20 protein-coding genes and 1 other annotated feature are annotated in these 20,471 nt (G+C 36.1%); all 20 genes read right to left on the bottom strand.

Annotation, left to right across the window (positions count from 1 at the left end; all coding sequences use genetic code 11):
* Positions 1–27 precede the first annotated feature (27 nt).
* Positions 28–2,109 (bottom strand): elongation factor G, encoded by a 2,082-nt coding sequence (gene fusA / locus E2558_RS10220; protein WP_126566023.1) that lies wholly within the window; start codon positions 2,107–2,109, stop codon positions 28–30.
* 126 nt (positions 2,110–2,235) lie between these two features.
* Positions 2,236–2,706, bottom strand: a complete 471-nt coding sequence (gene rpsG, locus E2558_RS10215) for a 30S ribosomal protein S7 (RefSeq protein WP_001137495.1) — start codon at positions 2,704–2,706, stop codon at positions 2,236–2,238.
* A 70-nt stretch (positions 2,707–2,776) separates the two neighbouring features.
* Positions 2,777–3,190 carry a 30S ribosomal protein S12 gene (rpsL, locus tag E2558_RS10210; protein ID WP_103328833.1) on the bottom strand — a complete coding sequence of 138 codons (414 nt, stop codon included), beginning with the start codon at positions 3,188–3,190 and terminating at the stop codon, positions 2,777–2,779.
* Positions 3,191–3,279: 89 nt separating this feature from the next.
* Complete coding sequence (locus tag E2558_RS10205) at positions 3,280–3,540, bottom strand: ribosomal L7Ae/L30e/S12e/Gadd45 family protein (RefSeq protein ID WP_103297568.1); 261 nt, start codon at positions 3,538–3,540, stop codon at positions 3,280–3,282.
* Positions 3,541–3,738: 198 nt separating this feature from the next.
* Positions 3,739–7,332 carry a DNA-directed RNA polymerase subunit beta' gene (rpoC, locus tag E2558_RS10200; protein ID WP_168210249.1) on the bottom strand — a complete coding sequence of 1,198 codons (3,594 nt, stop codon included), beginning with the start codon at positions 7,330–7,332 and terminating at the stop codon, positions 3,739–3,741.
* Positions 7,333–7,529: 197 nt separating this feature from the next.
* Entirely contained in the window at positions 7,530–11,081 is a 3,552-nt protein-coding gene (gene rpoB / locus E2558_RS10195) for a DNA-directed RNA polymerase subunit beta (RefSeq protein ID WP_126566028.1), read from the bottom strand.
* 210 nt (positions 11,082–11,291) lie between these two features.
* The gene (locus E2558_RS10190; RefSeq protein WP_126566030.1) at positions 11,292–11,900 is read right to left on the bottom strand and encodes a class I SAM-dependent methyltransferase; all 609 of its coding nucleotides are present in this window, start codon (positions 11,898–11,900) and stop codon (positions 11,292–11,294) included.
* Positions 11,901–12,076: 176 nt separating this feature from the next.
* Positions 12,077–12,445, bottom strand: coding sequence for a 50S ribosomal protein L7/L12 (gene rplL, locus E2558_RS10185; RefSeq protein WP_126566033.1), 369 nt, complete (start codon positions 12,443–12,445; stop codon positions 12,077–12,079).
* Between the two features lie 39 nt (positions 12,446–12,484).
* Positions 12,485–12,985: a 50S ribosomal protein L10 gene (gene rplJ / locus E2558_RS10180; RefSeq protein WP_103328829.1), complete on the bottom strand. Its 501-nt coding sequence runs from the start codon at positions 12,983–12,985 to the stop codon at positions 12,485–12,487.
* A 39-nt stretch (positions 12,986–13,024) separates the two neighbouring features.
* Positions 13,025–13,175 (bottom strand) — a sequence feature (ribosomal protein L10 leader region).
* 153 nt (positions 13,176–13,328) lie between these two features.
* Positions 13,329–14,024 (bottom strand): 50S ribosomal protein L1, encoded by a 696-nt coding sequence (rplA, locus tag E2558_RS10175; protein ID WP_126566036.1) that lies wholly within the window; start codon positions 14,022–14,024, stop codon positions 13,329–13,331.
* A 299-nt stretch (positions 14,025–14,323) separates the two neighbouring features.
* The gene (gene rplK / locus E2558_RS10170; protein WP_001832298.1) at positions 14,324–14,746 is read right to left on the bottom strand and encodes a 50S ribosomal protein L11; all 423 of its coding nucleotides are present in this window, start codon (positions 14,744–14,746) and stop codon (positions 14,324–14,326) included.
* Positions 14,747–14,946: 200 nt separating this feature from the next.
* Positions 14,947–15,495, bottom strand: coding sequence for a transcription termination/antitermination protein NusG (nusG, locus tag E2558_RS10165; RefSeq protein WP_103297562.1), 549 nt, complete (start codon positions 15,493–15,495; stop codon positions 14,947–14,949).
* Positions 15,496–15,586: 91 nt separating this feature from the next.
* Positions 15,587–15,787 carry a preprotein translocase subunit SecE gene (secE, locus tag E2558_RS10160; RefSeq protein WP_103297561.1) on the bottom strand — a complete coding sequence of 67 codons (201 nt, stop codon included), beginning with the start codon at positions 15,785–15,787 and terminating at the stop codon, positions 15,587–15,589.
* Positions 15,788–15,850: 63 nt separating this feature from the next.
* On the bottom strand, positions 15,851–15,994 hold the full coding sequence (rpmG, locus tag E2558_RS10155; protein ID WP_126566037.1) for a 50S ribosomal protein L33: 144 nt from the start codon (positions 15,992–15,994) through the stop codon (positions 15,851–15,853).
* A 95-nt stretch (positions 15,995–16,089) separates the two neighbouring features.
* Positions 16,090–16,680, bottom strand: coding sequence for a sigma-70 family RNA polymerase sigma factor (locus E2558_RS10150; RefSeq protein ID WP_126566039.1), 591 nt, complete (start codon positions 16,678–16,680; stop codon positions 16,090–16,092).
* A 70-nt stretch (positions 16,681–16,750) separates the two neighbouring features.
* Positions 16,751–17,278 carry an NYN domain-containing protein gene (locus E2558_RS10145; protein WP_126566042.1) on the bottom strand — a complete coding sequence of 176 codons (528 nt, stop codon included), beginning with the start codon at positions 17,276–17,278 and terminating at the stop codon, positions 16,751–16,753.
* Entirely contained in the window at positions 17,275–18,024 is a 750-nt protein-coding gene (gene rlmB / locus E2558_RS10140) for a 23S rRNA (guanosine(2251)-2'-O)-methyltransferase RlmB (protein ID WP_126566045.1), read from the bottom strand. Before rlmB ends, E2558_RS10145 begins: the two co-directional genes overlap by 4 nt.
* Before the next feature lie 5 nt (positions 18,025–18,029).
* A complete protein-coding gene (locus tag E2558_RS10135; protein ID WP_126566070.1) occupies positions 18,030–18,419 on the bottom strand; it encodes a Mini-ribonuclease 3 in 390 nt (129 codons plus the stop codon).
* Position 18,420: 1 nt separating this feature from the next.
* Positions 18,421–19,821, bottom strand: a complete 1,401-nt coding sequence (gene cysS / locus E2558_RS10130; RefSeq protein ID WP_126566047.1) for a cysteine--tRNA ligase — start codon at positions 19,819–19,821, stop codon at positions 18,421–18,423.
* A complete protein-coding gene (gene cysE / locus E2558_RS10125) occupies positions 19,805–20,446 on the bottom strand; it encodes a serine O-acetyltransferase (RefSeq protein WP_103297554.1) in 642 nt (213 codons plus the stop codon). Before cysE ends, cysS begins: the two co-directional genes overlap by 17 nt.
* Positions 20,447–20,471: the final 25 nt, after the last annotated feature.

Genomic DNA, 20,471 nt, shown 5'->3' with positions numbered 1-20,471 from the left:
TAGATTTACTAGTTAAAACAAGTTTAATTATTCACCTTTATTTTTCTTGATGATGTCATCAGCAATTGATTTTGGAACTTCTGCATAGTGGTCAAAGTACATAGTGTAAGTACCGCGACCTTGAGTGTTAGAACGTAATGAAGTTGCATAACCGAACATTTCTGAAAGTGGTACATAAGCGTTAACAACTTGTGCATTACCACGAGGTTCCATACCATCAACACGTCCACGACGAGCTGTTACGTCACCCATGATATCACCCATGTATTCTTCAGGCATTTCGATTGTAACTTTCATCATTGGTTCTAAGATAACTGGATCACATTTTTTAGCAGCTTCTTTAAGTGCTAAAGATGCAGCAATTTTGAAGGCCATTTCAGATGAATCGACATCATGGTATGAACCATCAAATAATTTAGCTTTAACATCGATTAAAGGATAACCAGCTAAGACACCGTTTTCCATAGCATCTTTAAGACCAGCTTCAACTGATGGAATGTATTCACGAGGAACTACACCACCAACGATAGCGTTTTCGAATTCGAAACCAGCACCAGTTTCGTTTGGTGTGAATTCAATGTGAACATCACCATATTGACCACGACCACCAGATTGACGAGAGAATTTACCTTGAACTTGTGCAGATTGCTTGAATGTTTCACGATATGAAACCATTGGAGCACCTACGTTACATTCAACGTTGAATTCTTTCTTCATACGGTCAACTAAGATGTCTAAGTGTAACTCACCCATACCACCGATGATAACTTGTCCAGTTTCTTCATCTGTGTGAGCATGGAATGTTGGGTCTTCTTCTTGTAATTTAACTAAAGCTTGAGTCATTTTATCTTGGTCAGCTTTAGATTTTGGTTCTACTGATAAATGGATAACTGGTTCTGGGAATTCCATTGATTCTAAGATAATGTCATTCTTTTCACCACATAATGTGTCACCAGTACCTGTATCTTTAAGACCAACTGCAGCAGCGATATCACCTGAGTAAACAGTATCAATCTCTTGACGTGAGTTAGCGTGCATTTGTAATAAACGACCTACACGTTCACGTTTGTCTTTAGTTGAGTTCTTAATATAAGAACCTGAAGTTAATGTACCTGAATATACACGGAAGAAAGTTAATTTACCAACATAAGGGTCAGTCATAACTTTGAATGCTAATGCAGCGAATTCAGCTGAATCGTCTGGTTTAGCAATTACTTCTTCTTCTGGATTTTCAGCACGGTGTCCAACGATTGGTTTAACATCTAAAGGAGATGGTAAGTAATCGATTACTGCGTTAAGCATTAATTGAACACCTTTGTTTTTGAATGCTGTACCGCAAAGTACTGGGTAGAATTCTACGTCAGTAGTAGCTTGACGGATAGCATCTTTTAATTCTTCAACTGAAATTTCTTCGTCACCAAGATATTTTTCCATTAATTCGTCATTGCTTTCAGCAACTGCTTCGATTAAGTTAGCACGAGCTTCTTCTGCTCTATCTTTGTGATCTTCAGGAATTTCAATTTCATCGATTTCTGTACCTAAGTCGTTTGTATATTTGAAGCATTTCATTTCAACTAAGTCGATGATAGCTTCAAATTCGTCTTCGGCACCAATTGGTAATTGGATAGGCGCAGCGTTAGCTTGTAAGCGATCGTGAATTGTGCTTACAGAGTAATCGAAGTTTGCACCTAATTTATCCATTTTGTTTACGAATACGATACGAGGTACACCATAAGTAGTAGCCTGACGCCAAACTGTTTCAGTTTGAGGTTCTACACCTGATTGAGCATCAAGTACAGTAACCGCACCGTCAAGTACACGTAATGAACGTTCAACCTCTACAGTGAAGTCTACGTGTCCTGGTGTATCGATAATGTTTACACGGTGGCCTTGCCATTGTGCTGTTGTAGCAGCAGATGTGATAGTAATACCACGGTCTTGTTCTTGTTCCATCCAGTCCATTTGTGAAGCACCTTCGTGTGTTTCACCAATTTTGTGGATACGACCTGTATAGTATAAAATACGTTCAGTCGTAGTTGTTTTACCAGCATCGATGTGAGCCATGATACCGATGTTACGAGTGTTTTTCAATGAAAAGTCTCTAGCCATTGTTTTTCTCCTTCCAGTTATTACTGAATAAGTACTATAGAATATGGCGATGCCCTAAGCACGAACCATCTTTAACTTGGTAAACCAATTTGTCGACGGAACACACTCAGGGTTAAAGCTTTTATCTTACCAACGGTAGTGAGCGAATGCTTTGTTCGCTTCAGCCATTTTGTGAGTATCCTCACGTTTTTTAACTGCACCACCTGTATTATTAGCAGCGTCTAAGATTTCGTTAGCTAAACGATCTTCCATAGTTTTTTCACCACGAAGACGAGCATAGTTAACTAACCAACGTAATCCTAAAGTAGTACGACGTTCTGGGCGTACCTCAACTGGTACTTGGTAGTTTGAACCACCCACACGACGAGCTTTTACTTCTAATACTGGCATAATGTTGTTGATTGCTTCTTCGAATACTTCTAAAGCATCACGACCACTGCGTTGTTCCACAAGGTCAAATGCTGAATAAAGAATTCTTTGAGCTGTTCCGCGTTTACCATCTAACATAATTTTGTTAATTAATTTAGTAACTAACTTAGAGTTATGAATTGGATCTGGTAATACGTCTCTTTTAGGTACTGATCCTTTACGAGGCATAATGAAAATCCTCCCTTCCTATTATAATATATTCTCAAAAATTGATATTAAAATTTACACAATCTTAATCTTAATTTTTAGGTTTTTTAGTTCCGTATAATGAACGACCTTGTCTACGTCCATCAACACCTGAAGTATCAAGCGCACCACGTACGATATGGTAACGCACACCAGGTAAGTCTTTTACACGTCCACCACGTACAAGTACAACACTGTGTTCTTGTAAGTTATGGCCGATACCAGGAATGTATGCGTTGATTTCAATGTTGTTTGATAAACGCACACGTGCATATTTACGTAAAGCTGAGTTAGGTTTTTTAGGTGTCATAGTACCTACACGAGTACAAACACCACGTTTTTGAGGTGAGTTTAAGTTAGTAAATTGTTTCTTTTTACTATTAAAACCTCTGTTTAAAGCTGGTGAATCTGATTTTTTAGTTTTGCTTTGTCTAGGTTTACGTACTAATTGGTTAATAGTTGGCATTGAAATGTCCTCCTCTCTTCACTTTTTAATTCCACACATCCAGGTGGTTCATTTTTAGATTAAATAAAATTTAGTAAGCAATATACTTACTAATTCTCATTCAATAACGCAACAATGGTTGCATTAACATTGATACCTACATATTTCCCTAAAGCTTGTTTGCTTTGAAAATATGAAATAGATATATTTTTATGATTGATTTGACTAAATACGCGAGCCAATAAATGGACTTCAACGTCTTGAGCAATAATCAATGATGCAACTTGATCTCGTTTTAACGCTTTAAGCGTTTCTTTAAGACCAACCACAAAGTGTTGTTTGTTAAAGCGTGCAACTTTTTCATTAGACATTAACATATCCTCCAAAGTTCTGCTTGCATCAACCTTTAATATAGTAACACTTTTAAACGTATCAAGTCAACAATTTTTGTAGACTTTTTACTCATTTTCAAATAATAAAAAATGAGAGCGAGACTTCAACCTCAAAAGATTGATAAGTCTCGTCTCACTAACAATGAAGATAAATCTTAAGCAGTGTTATCTCATCTATTATTCAGTAACTTCAACTTCTTCAGTTTCAGAAACTGGTGTTCCAGCTTTATCGTATTTAACGTCACTATAACGTCTCATACCTGTACCAGCAGGAATTAACTTACCGATAATAACGTTCTCTTTAAGACCTAATAAGTCATCACGTTTACCTTTTATAGCAGCATCAGTAAGTACACGAGTAGTTTCTTGGAATGAAGCAGCTGATAAGAAACTTTCTGTTTCAAGAGAAGCTTTAGTAATACCAAGTAATACTGGTTTAGCAGTAGCTGGGCGTTTACGTTCTTTGAATGCTTCTCTGTTAGCATCTGTAAAGTTATGGATATCAACTAATGAACCTGGTAATAGTTTAGTGTCACCAGCTTCGATGATTCTAACTTTACGTAACATTTGTCTAACCATTACTTCAACGTGTTTATCGTCGATTTCTACACCTTGCATACGATAAACTTTTTGTACTTCTTTAAGTAAGTAGCTTTCAGTCGCATTTAAACCAGCAACAGCTAAGAAGTTCTTAGGCTCAATAGAACCTTCAGTTAATACTTCACCGCGTTCAACTGATTGACCAACTTCAACTACAATTCTTGAAGTACCTGAAGCTAAGTAAGATCTTGTTTCGTTAGCACCTTTAATCACAATTTCTTGTTGGCGATCTTTAGCTAATTTAATATCTTCAACTACACCTTCGATTTCCGTAATTACCGCTTGACCTTTAGGGTTACGCGCTTCGAAAATCTCTTGGATACGTGGAAGACCTTGTGTGATATCGCTTCCGGCTACCCCACCTGTATGGAATGTACGCATTGTAAGTTGGGTACCTGGTTCCCCGATTGATTGAGCGGCGATTGTACCAACAGCTTCACCAACTTCAACTTTTTCACCTGTAGCAAGGTTTTTACCGTAACATTTTTCACATACACCATGACGTGTGTTACAAGTAAATGCTGAACGGATGTACATTTGTTCGATACCAGCATCTGTAATTTGTTTAGCAATTTCTGCTGTGATTAATTCGTCTGGACGAATGATGATTTCATCTGTTTCAGGATGACGAATTGTTTCTTTAGAATAACGACCTTCGATACGTTCGATGAATGGTTCAATCATTTCTGTACCTTCTCTGATGTCAGAAACTAATAAACCACGGTCTGTACCACAATCTTCTTCACGAACGATAACATCTTGTGCAACGTCAACAAGACGACGAGTAAGGTAACCTGAGTCAGCTGTTTTAAGGGCTGTATCGGCAAGACCTTTACGCGCACCGTGTGTAGAGATGAAGTATTCTAATACTGTTAAACCTTCACGGAATGATGATGTGATTGGTAACTCGATAATTTTACCTGATGGCGCAGCCATTAATCCACGCATACCAGCTAATTGTGTAAAGTTAGATGCGTTACCACGGGCACCAGAGTCACTCATCATGAAGATTGGGTTTGTTTTCTCAAGAGACTGCATTAATTCGCCTTGAATTTGGTCTTTAGCGTCAGTCCAAATTTCAACAACAGCGTTATAACGTTCATCTTCAGTAATTAAACCACGGTTGAATTGTTTAGATACACGTTCAACTAATTTCTCGTGTTCATCTAAGATTTGTTGTTTATCTGGAAGTACCACGATGTCAGATACACCAACAGTGATACCAGCTTTAGATGAATATTTGAAACCTAAGTCTTTCATACGGTCAAGCATCATAGATGTATCTGTAATGCTAAATCTGTTGAAGACTTCAGCGATAATATTTCCTAAGAATTTTTTATTGAATGGTTCGATAAGTTCTTTGTCCTCGAAGTATTCTTTAAGACCACCTTCACCTAATTCAGTTGGGTTGATGAAGTATTTATCTGGTGTTTTATCTTCAAGGTTAGCTTGAGAAGGTTCGTTAATGTAAGCAAATGAATCTGGAATGATTTCATTGAATATAACTTTACCTACTGATGTAACTAAGATCTTATTGTTTTGTTCTTCGGTGAACGTTGGATTGTTAAATGATTTAGCATGTACACCAATACGAGTGTGTAAATGAACATAACCATTTGCATAAGCTTTAAGCACTTCGTTAGTGTCATTGAAAATAACACCAGTGTTAACAGCATCTGTACGTTCTAATGTTAGGTAATAGTTACCTAATACCATATCTTGTGATGGTGTAACTACAGGTTTACCATCTTTAGGGTTCAAGATGTTTTGAGCAGCTAACATTAACATACGTGCTTCAGCTTGTGCTTCTTTAGATAAAGGTACGTGAACGGCCATTTGGTCACCGTCAAAGTCCGCATTGTAAGCAGTTGTTACAAGTGGGTGAAGACGGATTGCACGACCTTCTACTAAAGTAGGTTCGAATGCTTGGATACCTAATCTGTGAAGTGTAGGTGCACGGTTAAGTAATACAGGGTGTTCTCTAATTACATCCTCTAATACATCCCATACTTCGTCATCCATACGCTCAATTTTGCTTTTAGCATTTTTAATGTTTGTAGCAATTTCGTGTTGAACTAATTCTTTCATTACGAATGGTTTGAATAATTCAAGAGCCATTTCTTTTGGAAGACCGCATTGATACATTTTCAAGCTTGGTCCTACTGCGATAACTGAACGTCCAGAGTAGTCTACACGTTTACCAAGTAAGTTTTGACGGAAACGTCCTTGTTTACCTTTCAACATGTGAGAAAGTGATTTCAATGGTCTGTTACCTGGACCAGTTACCGGACGACCACGACGACCATTATCAATTAAAGCATCTACTGCTTCTTGTAACATACGTTTTTCGTTTTGAACGATGATGCCAGGAGCACCAAGATCTAATAAACGTTTTAAACGGTTGTTACGGTTGATAACACGACGATATAAGTCGTTTAAATCACTTGTAGCAAAACGTCCACCATCTAATTGAACCATTGGACGAATTTCTGGTGGGATGATTGGAAGTACATCTAAAATCATCCATGAAGGATTGTTACCAGAATTTCTAAATGATTCTACAACTTCTAAACGTTTGATGGCACGAGTTAATCTTTGACCAGTCGCAGATTCTAACTCATCACGTAATGTTTTTAATTCTTCATCTAAGTTGATTTCTTCTAATAGGTCTTTAATACCTTCAGCACCCATTTTAGCCACAAATTGGCCTGGGTATTTATCATAATAATCTCGGAATTCTGCTTCAGATAATAAAGATTTCTTCTCTAAGCCAGTTGGACCTGGATCTACTACAACATAAGAAGCAAAGTAAATAACTTCTTCTAATGCTCTAGGAGACATGTCTAATAAAAGACCCATGCGACTTGGGATACCTTTGAAATACCAAATATGAGATACAGGAGCTGCTAATTCAATATGTCCCATTCTTTCACGACGTACTTTAGATTTAGTTACTTCTACGCCACATCTATCACATACCATGCCTTTGTAACGTACACGTTTGTACTTACCACAACTACATTCCCAGTCTTTTGTAGGTCCAAAAATTCTTTCACAGAAAAGACCATCTTTTTCTGGTTTCAAAGTACGATAGTTAATTGTTTCAGGTTTTTTAACTTCACCGTAAGACCAAGAACGGATTTTTTCAGGTGAGGCTAAACCGATTTTCATATAATGGAAATTATTTACATCAATCAAGGAGCCTACCTCCTTCAATTTAGATTAGCTGTGCTATTTGATTGATTCACATTTATTGAAACTAAAAATAAGTTAGAAAAGATAGTGTCTAGGAAAGCTAAAGTGGAAACCTTAACTTTCCTTAGCACCTTTATCTTTTACTTCATACTATTTCTATACTTAATTGCAAATTAGTCAGTAGTTTCTTTTTGAGTTTCTGGAACATCTTTCTGTTGTAAATCTACTTTGCGCTCAGTTGCCTCTTCATCGTCAACGTCAGCCATTTCGATTTCATTATCATGTTCATCCATTACTTTTACATCTAAACCTAAACTTTGTAATTCTTTCATCAATACGCGGAATGATTCAGGAACACTTGGTCTAGAGATGTTTTCACCTTTAACGATAGCTTCGTAAGTTTTAACACGTCCTACTGTATCGTCAGATTTGTAAGTTAGGATTTCTTGTAATGTGTATGCAGCACCGTATGCTTCAAGTGCCCATACCTCCATCTCACCGAAACGTTGTCCACCGAATTGTGCTTTACCACCAAGTGGTTGTTGCGTAACAAGTGAGTATGGACCAGTTGAACGAGCATGTAATTTGTCGTCAACCATGTGTGCAAGTTTAAGCATGTACATTACACCAACAGAAATACGGTTGTCGAATGGTTCACCAGTACGACCATCATATAAAACAGTTTTACCGTCACGCGCCATACCAGCTTCTTCAATTGTTGACCATACATCATCATCGTTAGCACCATCGAATACTGGTGATGCAACGTGGATGCCTAAGTTTTTAGCAGCCATACCTAAGTGTAACTCTAAAACTTGTCCGATGTTCATACGTGATGGTACACCAAGTGGGTTTAACATGATATCGATTGGACGTCCATCTGGTAAGTAAGGCATATCTTCTTCAGGAACGATTTTAGAGATAACCCCTTTATTACCGTGACGACCACACATTTTGTCCCCAACGTGGATTTTACGTTTTTGAACGATGTAAACACGTACTAATTGGTTGACACCTGGAGATAAAGTATCATCGCCCTCTTCACGATTGAATACTTTAACATCTAGCACGATACCGCCTGCACCATGTGGTACACGTAATGATGTATCGCGTACTTCACGTGCTTTTTCACCGAAGATAGCGTGTAATAATCTTTCCTCGGCTGTTAATTCAGTTACACCTTTAGGCGTTACTTTACCTACTAAGATGTCACCATCTTTAACTTCAGCACCAACATAAACGATACCGCGATCATCTAAGTTTTTAAGTGCATTTTCAGAAACGTTAGGAATATCACGAGTGATTTCTTCAGGTCCTAGTTTAGTGTCACGCGCTTCTGATTCATATTCTTCAATATGAATTGAAGTGTAAACGTCATCTTTAACTAAACGTTCACTCATGATTACGGCATCCTCATAGTTATAACCGTCCCAAGTCATGAAACCAACAACGACGTTACGGCCTAAAGCCATTTCGCCTAGTTCCATTGAAGGTCCGTCAGCTAAGATTTCGTTGTATTCAACTACATCGCCAACAGCAACGATTGGACGTTGGTTATAACAAGTACCTGAGTTAGAACGTTTGAATTTAGCTAATGGATAACGGTCTAATTCACCTTCGTGTTCAGTACCGTTCTCTTCAACTAAACGACGTACTAATATTTCATTTGATTCAACGTGTTCAACACGACCTCTGTGTTTAGCAGTGATTGCCGCACCTGAGTCACGTGCTGCTACGTGTTCCATACCAGTACCTACGAAAGGTGCTTCTGGATTCATCAATGGTACCGCTTGACGTTGCATGTTCGCACCCATTAATGCACGGTTAGAGTCATCGTTTTCTAAGAATGGGATACATGCTGTCGCAGCTGATACTACTTGTTTAGGAGATACGTCCATGTAGTCCATTTTTTCTTTAGCCATAACTGTGTTGTTACCACGGAAACGACAAACAACTTCGTCATCTAAGAAACGGCCATTTTCATCTAAGCGAGAGTTCGCTTGGGCTACTACATAGCTATCTTCTTCATCAGCTGTTAAGTAGTCGATTTGATCTGTAATAGAATTAGTATCTAAATCAACTTTACGGTATGGTGTTTCAATGAAACCAAATTCATTAACACGCGCATAACTTGATAATGAGTTAATTAAACCGATGTTTGGTCCCTCTGGTGTTTCGATAGGACACATACGACCATAGTGAGAGTAGTGAACGTCACGTACTTCCATTTGAGCACGTTCACGAGTTAAACCACCAGGTCCTAAGGCAGAAAGACGACGTTTATGTGTCAACTCAGCTAATGGGTTAGCTTGGTCCATGAATTGTGATAATTGAGAGCTACCGAAGAACTCTTTAATTGATGCAATTACAGGACGGATATTGATTAATTGTTGTGGTGTGATTGAATCAGTATCTTGGATTGACATTCTTTCACGTACAACACGTTCCATTCTTGATAAACCGATACGGAATTGGTTTTGTAAAAGTTCACCAACTGAACGTAAACGACGGTTACCTAAATGGTCAATATCATCTGTGTAACCAATGCCATTTAATAAGTTAAAGAAATAACTCATTGAGGCAATGATGTCAGCAGGCGTAATGCATTTAACTTCTGAATCTGGCAATGCATTACCGATTACAGTAGTTGTACGCTCTTCTTCATCATTTGGTACATATACTTTAATAGATTGAATTTCAACAGGCTCGTCAATAACGCTACCTTCTAATTCAAACACTTCACTATTAGCATTAGTTTCTAAAACTTCCATAATTTCGTCTAATTTACGACGGTCTAAAACTGTGCCTTCTTCAGCAACAATTTCACCAGTTTCGCTATTAACGATTGGTTCAGCTAATTTTTGGTTAAATAAACGGTGTTTTAAATGTAATTTCTTGTTTGTTTTGTAACGACCAACACTTGCTAAATCATAACGTTTAGGGTCGAAGAAACGTGAGTATAATAGACTCTTAGCATTTTCAACTGTTGGTGGTTCACCAGGACGTAAACGTTCATAAATTTCTAATAATGCTTGTTCAGTATTTTCAGTGCTGTCTTTCTCAAGCGTATTACGTAAATACTCGCTATCACCTAATAAATCAATAATTTCTTGATCATTAGAGAAACCTAAAGCACGTAATAATACTGTTAAAGGTAATTTACGTGTTCTATCAATACGTACATAAACTACATCTTTAGCATCAGTTTCATATTCTAACCATGCACCACGGTTAGGAATGATTGTCGCATCATAATTTTCACGACCATTTTTGTCAATTTTCTCATTGAAATAAACGGATGGTGAACGTACTAATTGAGAAACAATAACACGTTCTGCACCATTAATTACAAACGTACCTGTATCTGTCATTAATGGGAAGTCACCCATGAACACTTCTTGTTCTTTAACTTCTCCAGTTTCTTTGATAATTAGACGTACTTTAACACGAAGAGGTGCAGCATAAGTAGCGTCACGGTTTTTAGATTCTTCTAAATCATATTTCGGTTCACCTAATCTGTAATCTACAAATTCTAAAGAAAGGTTACCAGTGAAATCTTCAATTGGTGAAATGTCACGGAACATTTCTAATAAACCTTCTTTTAAGAACCAGTCGTAAGATTTAGTTTGAATTTCTATTAAGTTTGGTAATTCTAATACTTCTGAAATTCTCGCATAATTTCTACGTTTACGATGTCTTCCATATTGGACAACTTGACCTGCCAAACAGATTCACCCCTCAAATATTGTGTGATAAACTGATACACAAAACAAAAAGTCGCATAACAAGACAAAAAGAAAACGGCAACACAACTGATGACACCATTTTCGATTCTGCAATTATTCTTGTTTTTCGTACTCATTTTGCGTAAAAGTACACACTTATTGAACATAAATTTTTACATTTTATTACTATATCAGAATACTACCTTGAAATCAACCTTTTCGACTTTTCAAGATGTAGTAGCCTTTATTTTTATTCACAGTTTCTACATTATTAAATATTTCTTCCATTTTCTTTTTAGCGGAAGGCATACCTTGTTTCTTTTGGATGACCACGTATAATTCACCTTGATCTCTTAATTTTGAATATGCCTCTTCAAAAATACGATGAACAACCTCTTTACCTGCACGGATAGGAGGATTAGTTAAAACAAAATCATAACTATTATCTTCAACTTGCGATAAGCCATCACTTTCTTTTATATCTACATTATCTATGTGATTCGCTTTTCTATTTTTTTCAGCTAAATTTAAAGCACGGTGATTCACATCAACCATTGTGATGTGGTGATGTGGTGAAACTTTCGCAATCATTAGACCTATTGGTCCATAACCACAGCCAACATCAATCACCTTTTTACTTGGACCTGGAGGATGTTCATTTAGAAATGTTTGAACAAGCGTATCAGAACCAAAGTCAACTTTACCTTTAGAGAACACGCCAGCATCCGTAGTTAAGGTTAATTCATGTTGATGATAATGGTAACTGATGACCTTCTCATCACTTTGCACCTCAGGATTCTCATCATAATAATGCCCCATTATTACACCTCTCTATCATTGTTCATCTTTTATTTGCTAGAAAATGAAGTAAAAACCCCGTTATCGTGATAACGGGGTTTTAATTTCTCAAAGAATTCAAGCTATCTTTAATTCTTTTACTTTAAAAAAGTAATCATATTAACAGACAACTTTAATATTAAGTTAAGATACTAGAATTATTTTAATTCTACAGTAGCTCCAACTTCTTCTAATTGTTCTTTAAGTTTTTCAGCTTCTTCTTTAGCAACGCCTTCTTTGATTACTTTAGGAGCGTTGTCAACTAAGTCTTTAGCATCTTTTAAGCCTAAGCCAGTTGCTTCTTTAACAGCTTTAACAACTTTGATTTTTGAAGATCCAGCTGAAGTTAATTCAACGTCAAATTCAGTTTTTTCAGCTGCTGCGTCGCCGCCACCAGCTGCGCCAGCTGCTGCTACAGGAGCTGCTGCTGTTACACCAAATTCTTCTTCAATTGCTTTTACTAAATCGTTTAATTCTAATACTGACATTTCTTTAATTGCTTCAATGATTTGTTCTTGATTAGCCATTTTATTATTCCTCCATTTATTTTAATATTTTACGCGCAATTATTCAGCGCTTTCTTCTTTTTGTTCTCCAACAGCTTTAACCGCATAAGCGAAGTTGCGTACTGGAGCTTGTAATACTGATAAAAGCATAGATACAAGACCATCGTGTGAAGGTAATGAACCAACAGTTTTAACTTCTTCTGCTGAGATAACGCTACCTTCCATAACGCCTGTTTTAATTTCTAAAGCTTCGTGTTCTTTAGCAAATCCTGCGATAACTTTCGCTGGAGCAACTACATCTTCAGTAGAAGTAGCGATAGCTGTAGGACCAGTTAAGAATTCATCTAAGCCTTCGATACCTGCTTGTTCAGCTGCACGACGAACCATTGTGTTTTTGTATACTTTATACTCAACACCAGCTTCACGTAATTGTGAACGAAGTTCAGTTACTTCGGCAACAGTTAAGCCACGGTAGTCAACGATAACAGTTGAAACTGAATTTTTAAGTTGTTCAGCAATAACATCAACTTGTTGTTTTTTAGCTTCAATAATAGCAGACATTCAGACACCTCCATTTTTATTTTTGGTGCTTTTTTTTATTTTTCAATAAAAAAAGCACTTTCTACCCACGGCAAAAAGTGCTTGAAAGATCATTTTAATAATCATCACGTTCAAGTCAATTTAGCCTCGGTAGGATAAATTTTAAGTTATCAATAACTCCTACTGTCTTAGGTAAAATAATCACAATAAGTAATATAACCTGTTTATTGTGAAATGTCAACATTTTTTTAAAGACTGAAAGAAATTAATTTTAAACTTCTTAAGCAAATATATAATCATATATGCTATATCGAAATTACATCAAATTCTCTCAGTCTTTAATCTATATCATTTATTATTTAAATTATAATTTGAATGAAGCAGTGTCTACTTTAACTCCAGGACCCATTGTTGTAGTTACAGCAACAGATTTGAAGTAAGTACCTTTAGCTGAAGATGGTTTAGCTTTTGTTAAAACATCTTGTAAAGCTTTAAAGTTTTCAACTAATTGTTCATCGCTGAATGAAACTTTACCGATTGAAGCATGTACGATACCAGCTTTTTCAGCACGGTATTCAACTTTACCAGCTTTGATTTCTTCAACAGCTTTTTTAACGTCCATAGTTACAGTACCAGTTTTAGGGTTTGGCATTAAACCTTTAGGTCCTAATACACGACCTAATTTACCAACTTCGCCCATCATGTCTGGAGTAGCTACTACTACGTCAAAGTCGAACCAACCTTGTTGGATTTTTTGTACATATTCAGATTCACCTACGTAATCTGCACCTGCTTCTTCTGCTTCAGCGACTTTATCACCTTTAGCAAATACTAATACACGTTGTGATTTACCAGTACCGTTTGGTAATACTACTGCACCACGGATTTGTTGGTCATTTTTACGTGTATCAATTCCTAAACGGAAAGCTACTTCAACTGATGCGTCAAAGTTAGCAATGCTTGTTTCTTTAGCTAAGCTGATTGCTTCTTCAACACTATAGTGTTTAGTACGATCAACTTTATTAGCTGCTTCTTGATACTTTTTACCTTTTTTAGCCATTTATTGTTCCTCCTTTAGTGGTTTTAGCGGAATTTCCTCCCACGCTTACTTGTGTATTACACAAGTTAAGAGCAGATAACAGATGAATATCTACTGTTTTAAATCACCTTAAGGTATTAAAACTTATAAAAATTCATCACAGACAATATTATTGGTTGTCGTTTCTGTTACCTGCCATCGTCTAACGAGGTATGGACAAAAGCATTTATAATCTAGGAGCCGATAACAGCTCTTAAAAAGTAAACTTTTGCTTCAACCTCTAAATTTTATTTCGATAATCTAACTTTTATGTTCAAAAATTATTGTACAGTGATACCCATACTACGTGCAGTACCTTCGATAATACGCATAGCTGCTTCTTCGTCTGCAGCGTTTAAGTCTTGCATTTTAGTTTGTGCAATTTCACGTACTTGATCTTTAGTTACTGTAGCAACTTTAGTTTTGTTAGGTTCACCAGAACCTTTTTCTACGCCAGCTGCTTTTTTAAGTAGTACTGGAGCCGGTGGAGTTTTAGTAATGAATGTAAATGAACGGTCTTCATATACACTGATTTCTACCGGAATGATTAAACCTGCTTGTTCTTGCGTACGTGCGTTGAATTCTTTACAGAATCCCATGATGTTCACACCTGCTTGACCTAATGCTGGACCAACTGGTGGTGCTGGGTTCGCTTTACCTGCAGGAATTTGTAATTTAACTACTTTTTCTACTTTTTTAGCCACGATGTGCACCTCCTTGATATCGTGATGTGGTCACAGGGCTCAGTTTTGCCCTCCCACTCATAAACATTTCGTGACGAAATGAGCGTTCTAAAAACGCGACCACATTATTTTAACACTGAACTCACTTAAAAATCAATAGTAAAATTTCATCTTTTTTAAGAGACTTTATTTTTCAGTGTCTTTTTTCTTCTGATTAAATTTTATAATTTTTCAACTTGATCAAATTCAACTTCAACTGGTGTTTCTCTACCGAACATATCAACTAATACAGTCAATTTAAATTTGTCAGGTTCAATTTCTTGTACTTCGCCTACTTGATTAGCGAAAGGACCAGATTTAATACGAACTTGTTCACCAATGTCTAATTCGACATCGATTGTTTTTTCTTTCAGACCCATTTGTTTTAAAATGAATCTCATTTCTTCTGGAAGTAATGGATTAGGCTTAGAACCAGCACCTGCTGAACCAACGAAACCAGTTACACCTGGAGTATTACGAACAACGTACCATGACTCGTCTGTCATCACTAGTTCTACTAATACATAACCAGGAAATGTTTTCTTAACTTGTTTTTTAGCTTTTCCATCTTTAACTTGTGTTTCTTCCTCTTCAGGTATGACAACTCTAAAAATTTGCTCTGTCATATTCATTGATTCTACTCTTTTTTCTAAATTCTTTTTAACTTTATTTTCATATCCAGAATACGTATGCACGGCATACCAACGCTTTGCGCCGACTTCTTCAGACATGTTGTCACTCCTTCTCTCAGACTGTAAATAAACCTTTCAGTCTTTATACTTAAAATTACTCTGTCAATAAACTTATCTTTAATTATAACTCTTATCTAAATAATTGAATTAAATTACCAATACCTACGTCTAACAACCAGAAAAACACCATGAAGAAAATTACTGTAGATACTACGATTACAGTATATTTAAAAAGTTCTTCTTTAGTAGGCCAACTTGTTTTTTCCATTTCACTTTTAACGCCTTGGAAGAAACTTTCTTTTTCTTTACCTGTGCCTTTATCTTTAGCCATCAAAATTACCTCCATACTTACCCTTGATTAGCCATCTATTTAAAATATTATGCATTAACAAGCTTATTTTGATTCTTTGTGAATCGTATGAGCGTTACATCTTGGACAATATTTTTTTAATTCTAATCTCGTTGCAGAATTTTCATTTTTCGGGACATTATAATTTCTATTACCGCAAACTTCACAAATTAAAGGTACTTTTTTCACAACAATTCACCTTTACTCATTTTAATACCAGTATACTATACATAAATTTTACAAGAAATGTCAAACTAGCGTAATAGTGTCGTTGCCCTAATTAGCTAGCAATAACGCTGGATTAAATAGTCTTTCATTTTCATTTTACAACGTTGAATACTATTGTAAACTACTTTATCTTTAATATTTAATTTTCTAGCTATCTCTGTTGGAGAATAGTCACATAACATTAATTGCGCTACATTTCTTTCTAAATCACTTAAATATAATAAACTCTCTTGTATTTCCTCATTTTGAGCTTGTGTTAAGCAGTACGCTTCGGTTTGGTTAGAAGATTTGTTCCATTTATATCTCACAATATATTCATTGATTAGAGATTCATTTCTATTGGTCTCTGCATATCTTTTTCTCCAAAAATCATTCCTAAGCGAGCGAACCATACAATTTAAATAGTGCTCAAATGGAATGTTCAACGTAAAATCAAAAGTCTGTAGTGACAAATATGTTCTAATCAATAATTCTTGTACTAAATCTTCAATATCCGAAGCAGACACACCCGCTTGCTTAAACTTTATTGAAAGGCTCGAGTGCAATTGGCTTACTATAGTTGTAAATAATTGATCTTGTTCGCAGCGATTTCGACTTTGTTGGAAGTTAATGAATACTTGTTCTAGTTGATTGAAATTTTGAGTCATACACTATACCTTTCATATTAAATTAGACATAGTGTATAAAGAACTGATATCAAATGGCAAGTAGCCATATTTAATCTTTTTTATGATTACCTCGTCTAATCTTTTCAAATTCTGCTAGAACATCATTTGATAGCGAAATTCGAGTTCTCGGCTTGCTTTCACTAAAATCATCTAAAGACTTACTCACTGTGATTGCATTTTCTTTCAAATCACGCCACATTTCTCTAGATGACACACGATAGGCACCTGCGCCAAATATCGCATGCTGTTCACTCATATCACTCGTTACTACTGTGATATGCGTTGTATGCTTATTGTATAAATTATAAACATAGCGTTCGATATAGCTATCTGCAGTTTCTTTTTCTTTAGTAAACACTGTCTTCACACCGTGATAAATATACTCTCTTTCAATACCTGATTGTTCGTAAGCATCAAATACACATACAATCTCATCTGCGACAACAGCATTATAATTGGCAATAGCATCAAGCAATTGTTCACGTGCTTCTTGCAAATTCTCACGTGCAATCTTACTCAATTCTTGAGATTGACCTATCATATTATAGCCATCGATAATTAAATATCTATCCTTCATGCGTTATCTCCAAGTTGATGTCTTTTACGGTATACCTCATACATCATTAAACTAGCTGCTACCGATGCATTAAGGCTATTAACATGACCAACCATTGGTATTTTTATATAGAAATCACATTTATCTTTAACTAATCGACTCATACCTTGACCTTCACTACCAATGACTATCGCTAGTGGCATGTCAGCCGCCATTTCACGATAGTCAGTAGCGTTATCCGCTTCAGCACCAGCTACCCAGTAACCATTATCTTTTAACTCATCGATGGTTTTAGCTAAGTTAGTCACTCTCATGACTGGCACGTGTTGAATAGCACCTGTTGATGCTTTTGCTACTGTTTGAGTTAAGGCAACAGATCGTCTTTTAGGTATGATGACACCGTCGACACCACTCGCATCTGCAGTTCTTAGAATAGAACCTAAGTTATGTGGGTCTTCAAGCCCATCTAAAATAACAATTGTAGATAGACCTTCTTTTTCTTTTTGCGCTTTAACAAATTGATCAAAATCTGCATATTCATATGGTGCAATTAATGCTGCTACCCCTTGATGAGGTGCATTTGCTAAATTATCTAATTTTGATTTTGGTACTGTTTGAACAATTAATTTTTGTTCTTTTGCATTTTGTAATATGTCATTAATTTGTTGTTTTCTTATGCCCTCTTGTATCCAAATTTTATTGATAGTATGTCCAGAGACAATCGCTTCTTTAACAGCGTGTCTACCGACAATTACGATATCTTCCACTAATTTCACTCCCTTTCATTGACTAATTGAACAATTTCATCAAGCAACGCTTCTAATCTAGCCCCTTGATAATCTAAATATAAAAATCCTATGACTGCTTCTAAGCCTGAACTTTTGCGATATGTTTGTATGTCTGTATTTTTAGCTTTAGTATAACTTTTAGCATTACGACCTCTTTTAACGATGTCTAATTCCTCGTCTGTAAACCATTGCGCTTCAATCAACTTTTCTAATGTTTGCGCCTGACTTTTAGCAGAAACATAACGTTTAGACACTTGATGTAAACGGTTCGGTTTACTTTGTAATTTCAATACGATATAACGGCGAACATGTTGATCCAATACTGCATCGCCCATATACGCTAATGTTAAAGGGTTCAATAATTTAGGATCCATATTAACCACGTTTAAAACGTACACCTTGAGGCGTATCTTCTAAAATAATATTTTGTTCTTTCAACATATCTCTAATTTCATCAGCGCGAGCAAAGTCTTTATTTTTGCGTGCTTCATTACGTTCTTCGATAAGTTTTTCAATATCTTCATCTAACAACATGTCAGAATCTGTACCTTTAAGTGGTACTCCAAGAACATCACTAAAGATTTGATACACTTCTTTAAAGCGTGCAATTACTTGTGTTGATGTTGTATTCTCTAATACATATTTATTCGCAAGTTTTGCTAAATCATACCATGCAGTTACTGCATTGGCAGTATTAAAGTCATCATTCATCACTGTTTCAAATTGTTCTAAAATAGCATCAATTTGTTCAATATAATCAGACTGATCTGTAATATCTGTTGCGATAGATTCACGTTCTTCAATTAATTTATAACTATTACGAATACGCTCTAAACCGCTTTTCGCAGCATTAACTAATTCTAAGTTATAGTTAATTGGACTTCTATAATGCACACTAATCATGAAGAAACGTAGTACGTCTGGATCCACTTCTTTAATAATGTCATGTACTAAAATAAAGTTACCTAAAGATTTACTCATTTTTTCATTATCAATATTAATGAAACCATTGTGCATCCAGTAGTTCGCAAACGGCGCATGGTTATGTGCTTCAGATTGTGCAATCTCATTTTCATGGTGAGGGAATTGTAAATCTGAACCACCAGCATGAATATCAATTGTTTTACCTAATTCATGATAAGCCATTACTGAACATTCAATATGCCAACCTGGACGTCCTTCACCAAATGGACTTTCCCAGCTAATTTCACCTGGTTTTGCTTTTTTCCATAAAGTGAAATCTAAAGCGTCTTCTTTCTGTTCACCCGCTTCGATTCTGGCACCTACTTTTAAATCATCAATAGATTGGTGACTTAATTTACCATAGCCATCAAATTTACGGGTTCTGAAATAAACGTCACCATTGCTTTCATACGCATACCCTTCATCTACTAACTCTTTAATGAATGCAATAATCTCATCCATATGGTCCATTACTCGAGGATTTGAAGAGGCTTTTTTAACGCTTAAAGCACCGACATCTTCATAGAATGCTTTGATATATTTATCTGCAATTTCTGGGACACTCTCGTTAAGCTCTTGTGAGCGTTTAATTAATTTATCATCTACATCCGTAAAGTTTGATACATATGTGACTTCATAGCCTTGGTATTCAAAGTAACGACGTACCACGTCATAATTAATAGCGGGACGCGCGTTACCAATATGAATGTAGTTATATACTGTTGGACCACATACATACATTTTCACCTTCCCTGGTTCAATAGGCTCAAACGTCTCCTTTTGACGTGTTAATGTATTATATAATGTAATCATCTTTAATCTCTCCGTTCTTAGCTTTTTCAAGTTGCTTTTCTAGTTGCTTAATTTGTTCATATAATGGATCCGGTAAATTACGGTGATCGAATGTTTTACCTATACGTTTTCCTTCTTGTTTTACAATATGACCTGGAATACCAACGACGGTTGTATAACTAGGTACAGATTGTAATACAACTGAATTCGCTCCAATATTAACATTAGAATCTATTTGAATATTACCTAATATTTTTGAACCTGCCGCAATCAGCACATTATCGCCTATATCTGGGTGACGTTTTCCTTTTTCTTTACCTGTACCGCCTAGTGTTACACCTTGATAAATCGTTACATTGTCGCCAATCGTACATGTTTCGCCAATCACGACGCCCATACCATGGTCGATAAATAAACGTTTCCCAATTTTGGCACCAGGATGAATTTCAATTCCTGTAAAGAAGCGAGAAACTTGAGATATGATTCTAGCAAGGACATATCGTTTTTTGTTATATAATTTATGCGCAATTAAGTGACTCCATACTGCATGCAAACCAGCATAAGTTGTAATAACTTCAAATGTTGTACGTGCTGCTGGGTCCTGTTCAAATACCATTTTCACATCGTCTCTAATTCTTTTTATCAAGACTGTCTCCCCCTCAGTTTAAAAG

Origin of the sequence: Staphylococcus pragensis (genome assembly GCF_004785665.1) — a bacterium.
GTDB lineage: Bacteria > Bacillota > Bacilli > Staphylococcales > Staphylococcaceae > Staphylococcus > Staphylococcus pragensis.
Note: the sequence above shows the minus strand (reverse complement) of the source record. Positions and strands in the feature narration are given on the sequence as shown.